General features: G+C 46.9%; 18 protein-coding genes. 10 read left to right on the top strand and 8 right to left on the bottom strand.

The features are described from left to right. Positions 1-8: 8 nt before the first annotated feature. Entirely contained in the window at positions 9-179 is a 171-nt protein-coding gene (locus BTR1S_RS08255) for a CDGSH iron-sulfur domain-containing protein (RefSeq protein WP_034325574.1), read from the bottom strand. A gap of 140 nt (positions 180-319) precedes the next feature. On the opposite strand from BTR1S_RS08255, the gene BTR1S_RS08250 reads away from it, so the two are divergent. Both BTR1S_RS08250 and BTR1S_RS08245 read left to right on the top strand, forming a co-directional pair. Continuing rightward, entirely contained in the window at positions 320-643 is a 324-nt protein-coding gene (locus tag BTR1S_RS08250) for an iron-sulfur cluster biosynthesis family protein (protein WP_006636511.1), read from the top strand. A gap of 13 nt (positions 644-656) precedes the next feature. Further along, positions 657-896, top strand: coding sequence for a DUF2552 family protein (locus BTR1S_RS08245; RefSeq protein WP_006636510.1), 240 nt, complete (start codon positions 657-659; stop codon positions 894-896). A gap of 20 nt (positions 897-916) precedes the next feature. Here BTR1S_RS08245 and BTR1S_RS08240 read toward each other — a convergent pair whose 3' ends face one another. Next, positions 917-1,852 carry an alpha/beta hydrolase gene (locus tag BTR1S_RS08240; protein ID WP_006636509.1) on the bottom strand — a complete coding sequence of 312 codons (936 nt, stop codon included), beginning with the start codon at positions 1,850-1,852 and terminating at the stop codon, positions 917-919. A gap of 169 nt (positions 1,853-2,021) precedes the next feature. Here BTR1S_RS08240 and BTR1S_RS08235 point away from each other — a divergent pair, with 169 nt between their 5' ends. Continuing rightward, complete coding sequence (locus BTR1S_RS08235; protein WP_029418315.1) at positions 2,022-2,249, top strand: YqkE family protein; 228 nt, start codon at positions 2,022-2,024, stop codon at positions 2,247-2,249. A gap of 42 nt (positions 2,250-2,291) precedes the next feature. Here the strand turns inward: BTR1S_RS08235 and BTR1S_RS08230 are convergent, their stop codons facing one another. The 4 genes from BTR1S_RS08230 to mciZ all read right to left on the bottom strand — a co-directional run bounded on the left by BTR1S_RS08230 (position 2,292) and on the right by mciZ (position 4,526). Further along, positions 2,292-3,212 carry an aldo/keto reductase gene (locus tag BTR1S_RS08230; protein ID WP_006636507.1) on the bottom strand — a complete coding sequence of 307 codons (921 nt, stop codon included), beginning with the start codon at positions 3,210-3,212 and terminating at the stop codon, positions 2,292-2,294. A 109-nt stretch (positions 3,213-3,321) separates the two neighbouring features. Continuing rightward, positions 3,322-3,648 (bottom strand): DoxX family protein, encoded by a 327-nt coding sequence (locus tag BTR1S_RS08225; protein ID WP_034325577.1) that lies wholly within the window; start codon positions 3,646-3,648, stop codon positions 3,322-3,324. A 5-nt stretch (positions 3,649-3,653) separates the two neighbouring features. Further along, the gene (locus BTR1S_RS08220; RefSeq protein ID WP_006636505.1) at positions 3,654-4,271 is read right to left on the bottom strand and encodes a TetR/AcrR family transcriptional regulator; all 618 of its coding nucleotides are present in this window, start codon (positions 4,269-4,271) and stop codon (positions 3,654-3,656) included. 126 nt (positions 4,272-4,397) lie between these two features. Further along, complete coding sequence (gene mciZ, locus BTR1S_RS08215) at positions 4,398-4,526, bottom strand: Z-ring formation inhibitor MciZ (RefSeq protein ID WP_029418317.1); 129 nt, start codon at positions 4,524-4,526, stop codon at positions 4,398-4,400. 77 nt (positions 4,527-4,603) lie between these two features. On the opposite strand from mciZ, the gene BTR1S_RS08210 reads away from it, so the two are divergent. From BTR1S_RS08210 to BTR1S_RS08195, 4 genes are all read left to right on the top strand, one after another. Continuing rightward, positions 4,604-5,161: an NUDIX hydrolase gene (locus tag BTR1S_RS08210; RefSeq protein ID WP_029418318.1), complete on the top strand. Its 558-nt coding sequence runs from the start codon at positions 4,604-4,606 to the stop codon at positions 5,159-5,161. Continuing rightward, positions 5,158-6,324, top strand: coding sequence for a TIGR00375 family protein (locus tag BTR1S_RS08205; RefSeq protein ID WP_006636502.1), 1,167 nt, complete (start codon positions 5,158-5,160; stop codon positions 6,322-6,324). The genes BTR1S_RS08210 and BTR1S_RS08205 overlap by 4 nt, the downstream gene beginning before the upstream one ends. A 4-nt stretch (positions 6,325-6,328) precedes the next feature. Beyond that, positions 6,329-6,772: a GNAT family N-acetyltransferase gene (locus BTR1S_RS08200; protein WP_006636501.1), complete on the top strand. Its 444-nt coding sequence runs from the start codon at positions 6,329-6,331 to the stop codon at positions 6,770-6,772. A gap of 223 nt (positions 6,773-6,995) precedes the next feature. Further along, positions 6,996-7,808 carry a TylF/MycF family methyltransferase gene (locus BTR1S_RS08195; RefSeq protein ID WP_029418319.1) on the top strand — a complete coding sequence of 271 codons (813 nt, stop codon included), beginning with the start codon at positions 6,996-6,998 and terminating at the stop codon, positions 7,806-7,808. 65 nt (positions 7,809-7,873) lie between these two features. Here the strand turns inward: BTR1S_RS08195 and BTR1S_RS08190 are convergent, their stop codons facing one another. Both BTR1S_RS08190 and BTR1S_RS08185 read right to left on the bottom strand, forming a co-directional pair. Beyond that, positions 7,874-8,434: a GNAT family N-acetyltransferase gene (locus BTR1S_RS08190; protein WP_029418320.1), complete on the bottom strand. Its 561-nt coding sequence runs from the start codon at positions 8,432-8,434 to the stop codon at positions 7,874-7,876. A gap of 76 nt (positions 8,435-8,510) precedes the next feature. Next, positions 8,511-9,971, bottom strand: coding sequence for an NCS1 family nucleobase:cation symporter-1 (locus BTR1S_RS08185; protein ID WP_006636498.1), 1,461 nt, complete (start codon positions 9,969-9,971; stop codon positions 8,511-8,513). Between the two features lie 268 nt (positions 9,972-10,239). Here BTR1S_RS08185 and BTR1S_RS08180 point away from each other — a divergent pair, with 268 nt between their 5' ends. From BTR1S_RS08180 to spoIIM, 3 genes are all read left to right on the top strand, one after another. Further along, positions 10,240-10,539 (top strand): PTS sugar transporter subunit IIB, encoded by a 300-nt coding sequence (locus BTR1S_RS08180; protein ID WP_006636497.1) that lies wholly within the window; start codon positions 10,240-10,242, stop codon positions 10,537-10,539. Positions 10,540-10,567: 28 nt separating this feature from the next. After that, a complete protein-coding gene (locus tag BTR1S_RS08175) occupies positions 10,568-11,881 on the top strand; it encodes a PTS sugar transporter subunit IIC (RefSeq protein WP_034325580.1) in 1,314 nt (437 codons plus the stop codon). A gap of 158 nt (positions 11,882-12,039) precedes the next feature. Further along, positions 12,040-12,696: a stage II sporulation protein M gene (gene spoIIM / locus BTR1S_RS08170; protein WP_029418321.1), complete on the top strand. Its 657-nt coding sequence runs from the start codon at positions 12,040-12,042 to the stop codon at positions 12,694-12,696. The last annotated feature ends 43 nt before the right edge of the window (positions 12,697-12,739 follow it).

Below are 12,739 nucleotides of genomic sequence, written 5' to 3'. Positions count from 1 at the left end.
TCCGCTCCTCAAGCCCTGACGCAGGAGTCGAATGCCCCTTTATGTTGTCCGTCACAGTAGGGCATCTTCTGCGATTTGCCGCATCTGCACAGAGAGAAAGCCGCTTTTTTCGGGAATGGATTTCCTTCCATATCGATCAGTTCAACGTCTCCCGTGACCCGAAATCCGCCATTGTCCATCACTTTAATCTGTACTTTTTCAGGCAAAGATCCCACCTCCGAATCTCTTCATATATATGTTCAATAGATAGAAACGATGCGTGTTTGGCTGATCATGTGGTACAATGTCCGTAAACGAAACTAAAGAAGGATATGATATGATGCAGCTTCACATAACTGAACAGGCAAAACAGTCCATTCAACAGGCAACAGAGGCTTATCCCGATAAAAAAATGCAGCTTCGCTATGATACCGAAGGCTGCGGTTGTGCGGTCAGCGGCATCCCCGTGATTTGGCTGACGGATGAATTGGCGGGGGAGTGCGAGCTGTTGGAGACAAACGGCGCGCCCGTTTATATCCAGTCTTCGCAGAAAGTCTTTTTCGATGAAAAGATGACGATCGATTATTATGAGAAAGCAGGTACGCTGATGCTGAAAAGCCCGGCACAGATGTTTTCTCCACGAATGAGCATATTAGTGAAATAGGGTGGCGTTCGTTTTGAATCAAAAAGTGAAATCGTTAAAGCAGACAGCTCAAAATAAAACATGGGTGTCGTTTTTACATCAAAATCATCCGTACAGCCTCCTTCATTGGTCGATTGGAGGAACGGAATCTGTCCAAAAGGATGTATGGCTTCTTCAAGATGAAATGACCTTTGAAACAAAGGAATTCGATAAGCTTGAGTCAGCCATTGTCTGGATCAGCGAGAATATGAACGATATTACGGATGTGCTGTAGTGCAAATAGGCGAACAGGGCTTATGCCTGTTCGCTTTTTTTATGCATATTTGCCGTGATGTCCCGGAGAAAATCCTGGACCGCCTTTTTGTAGCTGTCCCGGTTGTGCGTATAGGACATCGCGTGCGCTCCTTTTTTGGCGATATACAATTGTTTGTTTCCGGTTTTTTTCTCATACAGCATTTCACTCGATTGGACCGGGATATAATCATCGTCTTTGCTGTGGATGAACAAAACCGGCTGTTTGACCTGATCAATGACAGCCAAAGGAGAGACATCGCCGATACGGTAGCCGTCCCGCCATTTCAAAAAGAGATCGGCAAGCGGCAAAATAAACGTTCCGGGAAGTCGAAAATCTTCCTTCAGGCGGTACAGCAGCTGGTCCTCAAACGTGGCAAACGGGCAGTCCGCCACATAAAAATCGGCGCGGGCGTCAGCCATCCCCGCGTACAGAAGCGTTGTCACCGCACCCATTGATTCGCCGTGAATGCCGATAAGAGCCTGTTCTCCGTTCCTTTCCCTCAGCCAATCGACAACCGTTTTTAAATCCTCTTTCTCATAATATCCATAGCTCGTCGTCTTACCGCCGCTCATCCCGTGTCTTCTATGATCGTAAATGACCGCATTCCAGCCGAGTTCCAAAAACAGATTCATATATTTGACGGAGTTCAGCAGATTCATGGTGACCCCGTGGCAAATAATGACGGTGTTTTTCGTCCTGTGCGGATGGACATAGTACCCTTTAATGTCATAGCCGAAGGCGGAGGTAAGGGTGATCTCTTCCTTTGGCAGAGCCTCAAACTCTTCTTCGGCGTAATGGCCGTCTGCCGTTTCCCGCTCGATAATGAATTGATCCGTCCGTTTTTTGATATACATGATTTGATTTGTAAAATATAGTCCCAGTGCCAACACGAGCAGCGCCGCCACCGCCCCGAGCACAGCAAGCCAAATAAACATCCGTTGTTTTCTTCCTTTCTGTTCAATAAAGCTTCTGCAATCTATCTTAGCATAAATATGTAAAAAATCACGCGGGAAAGAGCCGCAAAACTACAAAATCTTCTGCTTGTGAAAAACCGTTTCTTCCTGATAAACTATCATCACAAACAGGGTGAACGGAGGGAATACAATGGGAAAGAAAAAGCAGGAAGCGCGGGACAAACAACAGCTGAAGGACGCGCTCGCCGACGATTTGAAGCAAAAGCTTCAACAAATGAAAACAGAATTAAAAGAAGATGAAAAAAGAAAAGAGCGTGAGAAAGAGCGCCTCATCAAACAAAGAAAAGAGAAGGAAAAAAATAAAAGCTTCGAAGAGCTGCTGAACGAAAGCGGGCTAGATTGGAGGCAGTATAAATGAGCAAAGCACCGTCTGCTGATGGACGGTGCTTGTTTATTTTATTTAATTGCGATGGGCCGTATACACATCGCGTTTCGTATAAAAACGGAGCGCTTTGATTTCCTGCTCTGTCAGCGGGCGAGCGCTTGCGGCTTCGACGTTTTCCCGCAGCTGTTCGAGTTTGCTCGCACCGGGGATCACCGCGCCGACAGCCGGCTGGGCGAGGATGTATTTTATGGCGGTTTCGGTCGCGGTCAGATCCGGCGCCGTTTTTTCAATATCCGCTTTTGTTTTGACAAGCTCCTCATACGAATAGGATAAAAAGCCGTTTTTCTTTATATTGGTGTTCGCATGTGAGACGGGTTTTTCCGTGAGGAGTCCTTTAGCGAGCGGCCCTCTTGCGATCACGCTGATTCCGTTTTCTTCAAGGATAGGAAGCCATTCCTCAGGCCGGCGGTCCAATAAGCTGTACTGCATCATGACGGTGATGATGCTTGATTTTTTGACATATTCTTTAATGACATTCGGACGGATTGAAGAAATCCCGTAATAACGGATCGCGCCTTCCTGTTTTAATTCTTCAAATGCTTCGATCGTTTCATCGATATTGTCTTCGATCGTTCCGCCATGAAGCTGGTAAAGGTCGATGTAATCCGTTTGCAGGCGCTTTAAGCTGCGTTTGACCGCTTCCTTTATGTATGCTTTTGAAGGGTCCCAATACCAGCCCGGCTTTCCTTCTTCCCAGCGGTTGCCCGCTTTTGTGGCGAGGATGATGTCCTTTCGCCTCGACTTGATGGCTTCCCCGACGATTTCTTCGTTAAGCCCGAAATCGTATAAATCGGCAGTATCCAAATAATTGATGCCAAGCTCCAATGCTTCATCCAAAATGGATAAGGCGCGCTGTTTTTCCGTACCGAGAGACATGCAGCCGAGGCCGACTTCGCTCACCTGTAAATCAGACTGTCCAAGCGTCCGTTTTTTCATATGCTTCACTCCTCTTATCTTTATATTGACCGTAATATAAAGATGGGAAGTTTTCAACTGATCGGCTCTATGTTGGCTTGACCAAATTGCCGATGCTAAAGCCGGGGCTTCATCCCGAAATCACGATGATGACCGAGACGGCTAAGCAGATCATCGCAGGCATGGCCGTAAAAACAGATTGGCGCGCCCGAAACAAATGCGCATGAATCGCTCCTATCATAAGAATGGCGAACAACATTCCCGCTCCAACAGCGAAATACCGGCTCCACATTCCCCCTGCCATCATAAGCGCCCCGGCAATTTCGAGAAAACCGGTAACAGATAGAAACCATAATGGGTATTGATAATGCCGCCAATGCTCTACTTGAAAGGGAACACGCAAAATCTTGATGATTCCTCCCGCCAACATAAAAGCCGCCAGAATTGCTTTCAACATAAATATCACCTGATGTCACCCCTTTTCTGAAGCGCCCCCTGATTTGGGAGCATCCCGTATATCAATAGATTGACAACTTGTGCCGCGAGGCTTGCCGGATCTTTGCTTCCCGGTAACAAATGTGAATCCGTCAGGTGTTCAATTATGCCGATCAAACATTCAGCAACGGTTTCCATGTCCAGGTCGGAGCGAAAGTATCCGAGTCGTTGTTCGGCTTCTAAGTTGTCTTTCAAAACCATCGCCAAATCTTTTTTCATTTGTTTGGCATCCGGATTGAGAAAAAAGCCGATACGGGTTAAATCAAGGTCTGCGGCCAGAAACTGAAAAACGGTTTCCACGGCAGACAACACCCGGTTTGAGACGTCTGTCTGTTTGATCCCGGATTCCAGGAGGAGTGACTCTGTCAGATGTCTTACACGAGAGTGAAAATCGGTGATTAACTCCTCAAAGATGGCTTGTTTGCTTGGAAAGTAGAGATAGAAGGAGGGCTGCGTCAGTCCGGCTCTTTTCACAATTGTACTGACCTTTGTGTCGTGAAATCCCCGGATCGAAAATTCATTTGCAGCAACTTTGAGCAACCGTTTCCGACTCTCCTCGCCTTTGCGTCCTTTTCTGTTTTTCAAATAGAATCAACTCCACGAAAAAAAATAATACTCAAAAGTAATGTTACTTGCGAGTATTATTTCATAATGCCCGATTTTTTGTCAATATTTTAAACGGGCATGCATAAAGGAAAACTTGATTCTGCTTTATCTCCTTTCATATGAAATCCAATCTTTCATATATCGATAAGTCCGGCCGTACTCCCTCAGTTTGGCGCGGATTTCCCACGCTTTCCCGGATATGACGATTCCGTTTGGCAAACGGTAGACCTTCATGGCAAAAGCCCCCTCACATGGTGTATGATAAAATGTATGGGATCAACAGCAGCAACAGAACTTAGGAGATGATCAAACTGAAACATTTAGAGGAGAAAACCATTTCAAAGGAAAAGCTTTTTGCAGGCAAGGTGATCGATCTTTATCTCGAAGATGTCGAACTGCCGAACGGCAAGACGAGCAAACGGGAAATCGTGAAGCATCCCGGTGCGGTGGCAGTGTTGGCGCTGACAGAAGAAGACAACATCATCCTCGTCAAACAGTACAGAAAAGCGCTTGAACGGACGATTGTCGAAATTCCGGCCGGGAAGCTTGAAAAAGGGGAAAAGCCCGAATACACCGCGCTGCGGGAGCTTGAGGAAGAAACGGGATATACGGCGGCATCGCTTGAAAAAATCACCGCGTTTTATACATCTCCGGGGTTTGCGGACGAATTGGTGCATCTGTATGTGGCTGAACAGCTAACCCCACTTGAAGAAAAACGCGAGCTTGATGAAGACGAATTTGTAGAAGTGATGGAGGTGCCGCTTGCCGAAGCGCGGAAGCTGATGGAAAGCCGGGATATTTATGATGCAAAAACGGCGTACGCCATCCAGTATTTAGAGCTGCGCGAAGCCCTGCAAGCTAAGAAATGAAAGAAATATTCGCAGACATGCATATCCATATCGGCCGGACAGAATCAGGACGGCCTGTTAAAATCACGGCAGCCAGAACATTGACGCTTGATGAAATTTTGATTGAAGCAAGCGAGCACAAAGGGATGGGGCTGATCGGCATTATTGACTGTCATTCGCCCGAAGTGCTTGCCGAAATCGAAAAAGGGGTGTCAGCCGGACGCTATACAGAGCTTGATGACGGCGGCATCCAATACAAAGAGACCGTGCTTCTGTGCGGGGCGGAGCTGGAAATCTATGACGACAGGTGCCGCGGTCCGATACACGTCTTGGCCTTTATGCCGACGATCGAAAAGATGAAAGAGTTCTCCGAATGGCTTTCACAAAGAGTGACGAACATTCACCTCAGCTCCCAGCGCATCTATGAGACAGGTGTCGGCCTTCAGCAAAAAGTGAAAGCGCTCGGCGGTTTATTTATTCCCGCACATATCTTCACGCCGCACAAAAGCCTGTACGGAAAAGGCGTCAAATCTTCGCTGAAAGAGGTTTTTGACGAACGTCTGATTGATGCAGTCGAACTTGGGTTGAGCAGTGATACGCACATGGCTTCGCATGTATCAGAGCTGAACGCATACGCGTTTCTGACCAATTCGGATGCCCATTCTTTAGGGAAAATCGGCCGGGAGTATAATAAATTGCTGATGAAGCATGCGAGCTTTACGGAATTTTCTCTTGCTTTAAAAGGAGAAGCGGGCCGCAAAATTGCCGCAAACTATGGGATGAATCCGCAATTGGGCAAGTATTATCAGACCGCCTGTGAAAAATGCGGCTCTCTGAAAGAGGCTCATGATGCAACATGCACATCATGCGGCAGCACGAAATTTACAAAAGGGGTCAGCACGCGCCTTGAGGAACTCTATGATCAGGACGAAAGCCCGGTCAAGCGGCCGCCATACGTTCACCAGGTGCCGCTTCAGATGATCCCCGGCATCGGACCGAAAACGATTCAGAAGCTCAAGCGGGCGTTTGGAACCGAGATGAATATTCTTCATCATGTGAAGAGGGAAGAGCTGCGCGACACGCTTCGCCCTGAGACGGCCGAGCTTGTGATCAAAGCGAGAACGGGAGAGATGCAGCTGCAGGCCGGAGGCGGCGGAACCTACGGAAAAGTGAAAAGGGGATAACAACATGGAATGGAAATTGAAATCATTCGGGGAATTAACAAAAGAAGAGCTGTATCAAATCATTAAACTGAGAATCGATGTTTTCATCGTCGAGCAAAATTGCCCTTACCCTGAGCTTGATGATATGGATCAAAAGGCGCATCACTTATTTTTAGCCGACGGAAGCGCGATTTTGGCGTATTGCAGACTTTTTGCAAGCGGGAATGTCTATGATGAAGCGTCGATCGGCCGGGTGATCGTCCGCAGACGGGACAGAGGAAACGGCTATGCGAAAGTCCTTCTGGAAAAAGCGCTCCGCTTTTTGGAAAGCGAATGGACAGAAACGGCGGTCAAGATTCAAGCTCAGGATTATTTGCGCTCTTTTTACGAAGCGTTCGGATTTAAGGCCGTTTCGGGCGTCTATCTTGAAGACGGCATCCCGCATGTCGACATGTTTAGGAAAAACTGACATCCGGCATAGCCTGTTACGGGATGGTGTTGGGGATACGGTGAAGCGGGAACTTTTACTGTTGCGTTGACATTGGAATATTACTACGAAAAAAAGCATTTCTTTTCACAAGGGATGCTCTTTTTTATGGTGAAAAAACGGCCTGATTTTCGGAACAAATATCTTAGAACTTGTCATCCGCATAAAACATAAGATGCTAAAGAGCATTCACAACATAGGAGGGATAGAAATGGAGCAGGCAAAACAAATGTATCTTGAACTGTTAAAAAAAGCGATATTGTTTGAAATTTGGCAAGAGCATGAGCGTTACATTCCGCTCTCCACCCCTGTACCCGAATCATTGCAAAAGCAGATCGGATTAAAGAATGTAAAAATCGTCCAATATGTCGTTCCGGACTACGAGCGCCGCAAAGCGGGAACGGATTGGCCGCCGATTGCACACAGCATGATCGGCCGGGTGCGGATGAATCATCTGCAAATGTGCATGGAAACGGTTTTAACAGAAAACATAGCGGGAGACTTTATTGAAACCGGCGTATGGCGGGGCGGAGCTTGTATTTTTATGAAAGGCTTTTTAAAAGTGCATGGAGAAGACGGCCGTACAGTATGGGTGGCGGATTCCTTCGAAGGCCTGCCGGCGCCGGATATCGAAAAATATCCGCAGGATAAAGGAGACCGCCATCATAAGGTTGATTTTTTGAGGGTGTCGCTTGAAGAAGTCAAACAAAATTTTGAAAAATACGACTTGCTTGAAGACAACGTTCGCTTTTTGAAAGGATGGTTTAAGGATACATTGCCTTCGGCGCCGATTGATCAGCTCGCCATATTGCGGCTTGATGGCGATATGTATGAATCGACAATGGATAGCCTCTCAAATTTATATGACAAAGTATCAAAGGGCGGCTTTGTGATTATTGACGATTTTACGTTAAAAGGGTGTCATGCGGCCGTTCTCGATTTTCTGAAAGAGCATGGACTGGATGAATCCATACTCGTTTCCATTGATCCTTATTCAGTATATTGGAGAAAACCATAAAAAGGAAAAAAGGCTCTGCATATGTCGAGCCTTTTCATTATGGAGCGGCCGATTTAGAGGCACACTCAGAATAAAGCCGCGTATAAGCACGTGTCTCTGTACTCAGTTTGATCGCTTGACAGATGATCACTCCGCAAAACCGCCTCAAGCTGAAAGCCGAGCCGCTCAGCCATGTTTCTGCTTTTGACATTGGTGCTGTCACAGTATATCTCCAGCCGTTTTGCCGCGAGATGGTGACGGGCAAAAGCGATGAGGCCATGAAGCGCTTCCGTCATATATCCTTGTCCGGCGAATGCGGTGCTGCACCAATAGCCGATCTCAAATCTTCGGGCATCCCAGTTCATGTGGTGAAGCCCGGTGCTTCCGACAAATTCACCGCTGTCCCGATGAAAAATATGCATTCTCAAGTCTTTTCGCAAAATAAAATCGGCCTGCGCCCGCCTGATATTGATTTCGGTCTCCTCCGCCTTCGGCAGTTCTCTGGCAAACGGCATCCGTGGTTGAAGCTCAGGTAAAGATGTGCGGATCGCATCATGAACGGTCCTGCCGTCACCGGCCAGCGGCGCCCGGACAAGGAGGCGTTCGGTTTGAAAGCCGTCCGGAAAATCAAGCAAAATAGGATTCATAGGTACTCCCCTCCATATGTTTTGGCCTATTATCCTATTAAAGACCAAAAAAGTAAATGGATGGAGGAATAAATGTTTATAGGCTGCCGCCGGCGGTATATTCAGCCGTTTGAGTCTGAACAGCAGAGGGCGGATGAATGCGCATCAGAACGATATATGTTCCAAATGCGAGAATCACTCCCGAAAACCAAGATATATCGTAGATTGGCTTCAGCGCCGGAAGATAGGCGCCGATTAAAGAGATGAACGCTCCGAGCGCAACAGCGGCGAATGCGCGGTAATTATAGCCTTTGTAATACATATACCGACCGTTGACAGAATAAAGCTCTTCGACATTAAGGCGGCATTTTCGGATGACAAAATAATCGGCGATCATTACGCCAGCGACGGGGCCCAGCATTCCGCCGATCGTGCCGAGAAATGAAAACACGCTGGCTTCGTTTTCCATCAGCTTCCACGGAAACGTAAACAGGGCGAGAATGGCAGTGATATAGCTTCCCCGTTTAAAATTAATATATTTTGGTAGAAAATTAGCCAAATCATAGGCCGGCGAGACAATGTTGGCAGCCACATTTACCGAAACGGCGGCAATGCAAAGCGTAATGACGGAAAGGGCGATGATATACGGATTGTCAAAGTGGTCGAGAATATCGACGACATCCCACAGCGGCTTTCCGAATGCGGCTTGTGAACCAGAGGTTACGGTAATGCTGGCAAAGGCGAAGAGTACGAATGTTCCGGGAAGACCGTAAAACTGTCCTCTGATTTGTTCTTTTTGGGATGCTGCAAATCTTGTAAAATCGGGAATGTTTAATATCAATGTCGCCCAAATCCCGATAATTCCTGTCACCCCTGCAAGAAAAGGCCATATCCATTCGCCGAACGTATGAAATTTACCCGGTTGGGAATAGATGGGACCGAGCCCTCCCGCAATATCGACCGCCCACCAAACCATTCCGCCGAAAACGAGATAAACGAGGGGACCGGCCCAGACTTCGAATTTTTTGATCGAGTCCATTCCATGGTGAAGCACAAGCAGATGGATTCCCCAAAAGAAAATAAATGACAGCAGCCCCGATAAATGAAGTCCGAACAAGTTCCAATCTCCGCCTATGTCTTTCCAGCCGCCCCACAGGTTCAGAAGCAGAATGTTAATGGCCGTGCTTCCCGCAAAAGCTTGAATGCCGAACCACATGATCGCCACAAATCCCCTGAGCAGGGCCGGAATATTCGCGCCATAGATGCCGAAAGAAGATCTGATTAAAACGGGAAAAGGCACGCCGTACTTTGCTCCCGCGTGGCCGTTCAGTGCAAGTGCGGCATAGAGGACGAGCGAAGCGACAGCAATAATCCCCAATACCTGCCATGGCGAAAGTCCGATTGAAATTAATCCCCCCACAGTGGCATAAGTTGGGATGTTATGTATGCAGCCCATCCAAATCGAAGCAAAATTGACAGCCTTCCAATTTCGTTCTTCAGGCTGTAAAGGCAATAAATCTTTGTTGCTCAGCATGTTTTCGCTCATATTCGCTTTCATGTCATCCTCCTATTTTGAATATTCCTATGAAATATAACGCAATAATCTGAAAATTACATTAGGTAAACTAAACAATTGTTCGGGAAGCATTTATAGAAGCTGTCCAAAATATGACTGCAAAGGAAAATAAATATTTTGCTTTTTATGAAACAGTTGTCTATTTCGATCATAGGATAAAAGACCAGGTCAAAATGGTACCCAAAAGAAAATGGAAGCGTTTTCTCTGGCGGTAAAGCCCGGTAAATACAAAAGGAGGGACCTCTCAGCAATGAAAAAAATCTTATTGGTTTGCGCGGCAGGCATGTCGACAAGCCTGCTTGTCAACAAAATGAAAAAACACGCCGAACAGATGGAAGAAGATATTGAGATTATCGCGTTGCCCGTTTCAGAAGCCGGGACGATGATTGCCGAGTCCGACATCGTTCTGTTGGGGCCGCAAGTCCGTTATCAAAAATCCCAGGTTGAATCAATGGCAGGGGATACTCCCGTTGCCGTGATCGATATGAGGGACTACGGGACAATGAATGGCGAAGCCGTGCTGGAAAAAGCGCTGCAGCTGATCAAATAAAAGGAGGGGGTCAGTTTTGAGCGGATTCATGGAGAAATTTGAACAAACCGTCGAAAAGTATTTGGTTCCGGTCGCGGCCAGGCTGAATTCACAGCGGCATATTTGCGCGATCAGAGACGCATTTATTTTATCTTTTCCAATCATCATGGCGGGCTCTATCATCACGTTGCTCAATTTTGCGATTTTGTCTCCCGACGGTTTCATCGCTAAAATCCTATTTCTTGATAAAGCATTTCCCAATTTAGCAGATTACCAGACGATTTTTACGCCCGTTTTGCGGGGCTCTCTGGACATTATGTCCATATTTGTCGTCTTTCTTGTCGCCCGCAATCTCGCCATTTCATTGAAAGCGGATGAGCTTCTGGCGGGACTGACGGCTGTTTCATGCTACTTTATCATTTATCCGCCGTACCGTCTGGTCGACAGTGAGAGCTTTTTAACGATGAAATGGCTCGGCGCCCAAGGTCTGTTTGTCGCTTTAATCATCGGCATTATCGTCGGGGAAGTCTTCAGCAGGCTTGCGAATTCGAAGCGGCTGCAAATTCAGATGCCGCCCCAGGTGCCTCCGGCGGTCGCCAGGACGTTTAAAGTTCTGTTTCCGATTATAATGATTACCATCGGCTTTGCGATCTTAAGCTTTGCCCTCGCGTCCGCGACGAAAAACGGGCTTCATGAATTGGTATATACCGTTTTGCAGGCGCCTCTAAGAGATATGGGCACAAACATTTTCACGGTCGTCTTTCTCGGCGTCGTCGCCAACTTTCTGTGGCTGTTCGGGATTCATGGGCCGAATACGATAGCGGCGATCAGAGAAACGATTTTTGCCGAAGCCAACCTTGAAAATCTTGCTTATGCGGCAAAAACGGGATCTGCCTGGAATGCTCCGTTTCCGGAAACATGGGCGCTCAATGATGCTTTTGCGAACTACGGAGGCTCCGGGATGACGCTCGGTCTTTTAATTGCGATCTTTATCGCTTCAAAGCGAAGGGATTATCGGGACATCGGCAAGCTATCCATCGGTCCGGGACTCTTCAACATCAATGAACCCGTCATCTTCGGCCTGCCGGTTGTACTCAATCCGATCTTTATGATTCCGTTTATCATCGTGCCGGCCGTTAACACGGTTGTCGGGTATTTGTTTATCAAGCTTCACATCATTCCGCCGATCGCCTATTCTGTTCCGTGGACGACCCCCGGGCCATTGATTCCGTTTCTCGGAACGGGAGGGAATTGGCTCGCTCTCGGCGTCGGCTTTCTCTGCCTCGCCATTTCCACGATCATTTACCTGCCGTTTGTGATCGCCGCCAATAAGACGATGAAAACGGATGCCGGGCGGTCCTGAAGAAACATAAAAAAGCATGGTGCCGCTTTGCTCGGGAAGGCTGATCCTTTAAGCCTTCCTTTTTTAGATTTTCAGTCTGTTGATCAAAAAAAGTCATGCGTTTCTCTTTTCTCTCATACAATCTATTAAAATCAAAAGCGCGTCTGGGAGGAAGATACATGCGGAAGCACTCAATGAAAGAGCTTATATTTCAGCATATGAAAGACCATTTGTCGATCTATTTATTCGTCTCTGTGTTATTTTTAATGGGTGTGATTTTCGGTGCGGTCATCGTGAACAGTATGACGATCAGCCAAAAGGAAGATTTGTTCTATTATTTAAACCAATTTTTTGGACAGCTCTCAGAAGGGAAAGCGGCAAGTTCGAAAGAAATGTTTTTGCAGAGTCTTCTTCATAATATGAAATACCTTGGTCTGATGTGGATTCTCGGAATTTCCATTATCGGCCTGCCCGTGATTTTTATCATGGTCTTTTTAAAAGGGATCGTTGTCGGTTTTACGGTCGGTTTTTTAGTGAATCAAATGGGGATCAACGGCTTTTTCCTGTCTTTTGTAGCCGTGCTCCCGCAAAATGTTCTCCTGATCCCGGCCTACTTGATCATGGGAACGTGCGCCATCGCGTTTTCCCTGCGGCTGATCAGGCAGCTGTTTGTGAAAAGAAGCCTTACGGAAGCGCCTGTTCACTGGTTTGGAAGGTATGCGCTCGTACTTGTCCTGATTTTTGCCATGTCGCTCATCTCTTCATTCCTCGAAGCTTATCTTTCGCCGCTGTTCATGGAAAAATTGATGAATTATATTCAAGCAAAGCCGAATTAATTTATAATGATTATTAAGAGATATTCATTTTGTTTATCAATTT

The organism is Bacillus sonorensis NBRC 101234 = KCTC 13918, assembly GCF_001592005.1.
Classification (GTDB): Bacteria; Bacillota; Bacilli; order Bacillales; family Bacillaceae; genus Bacillus; species Bacillus sonorensis.
The sequence above is the reverse complement of the archived record's forward strand: the minus strand, read 5'-3'. Positions and strand labels throughout refer to the sequence as shown.

Coding starts and splice junctions, on each gene's coding strand:
- mciZ (WP_029418317.1), bottom strand. CDS start 4,526: ATGAAGGTCTACCGTTTGCCAAACGGAATCGTCATATCCGGGAAAGCG.
- BTR1S_RS08200 (WP_006636501.1), top strand. CDS start 6,329: ATGGAATGGAAATTGAAATCATTCGGGGAATTAACAAAAGAAGAGCTG.
- spoIIM (WP_029418321.1), top strand. CDS start 12,040: ATGCGGAAGCACTCAATGAAAGAGCTTATATTTCAGCATATGAAAGAC.
- BTR1S_RS08240 (WP_006636509.1), bottom strand. CDS start 1,852: ATGTTTATTTGGCTTGCTGTGCTCGGGGCGGTGGCGGCGCTGCTCGTG.
- BTR1S_RS08255 (WP_034325574.1), bottom strand. CDS start 179: ATGGACAATGGCGGATTTCGGGTCACGGGAGACGTTGAACTGATCGAT.
- BTR1S_RS08190 (WP_029418320.1), bottom strand. CDS start 8,434: ATGAATCCTATTTTGCTTGATTTTCCGGACGGCTTTCAAACCGAACGC.
- BTR1S_RS08180 (WP_006636497.1), top strand. CDS start 10,240: ATGAAAAAAATCTTATTGGTTTGCGCGGCAGGCATGTCGACAAGCCTG.
- BTR1S_RS08235 (WP_029418315.1), top strand. CDS start 2,022: ATGGGAAAGAAAAAGCAGGAAGCGCGGGACAAACAACAGCTGAAGGAC.
- BTR1S_RS08175 (WP_034325580.1), top strand. CDS start 10,568: ATGGAGAAATTTGAACAAACCGTCGAAAAGTATTTGGTTCCGGTCGCG.
- BTR1S_RS08250 (WP_006636511.1), top strand. CDS start 320: ATGCAGCTTCACATAACTGAACAGGCAAAACAGTCCATTCAACAGGCA.
- BTR1S_RS08205 (WP_006636502.1), top strand. CDS start 5,158: ATGAAAGAAATATTCGCAGACATGCATATCCATATCGGCCGGACAGAA.
- BTR1S_RS08185 (WP_006636498.1), bottom strand. CDS start 9,971: ATGAAAGCGAATATGAGCGAAAACATGCTGAGCAACAAAGATTTATTG.
- BTR1S_RS08225 (WP_034325577.1), bottom strand. CDS start 3,648: ATGTTGAAAGCAATTCTGGCGGCTTTTATGTTGGCGGGAGGAATCATC.
- BTR1S_RS08230 (WP_006636507.1), bottom strand. CDS start 3,212: ATGAAAAAACGGACGCTTGGACAGTCTGATTTACAGGTGAGCGAAGTC.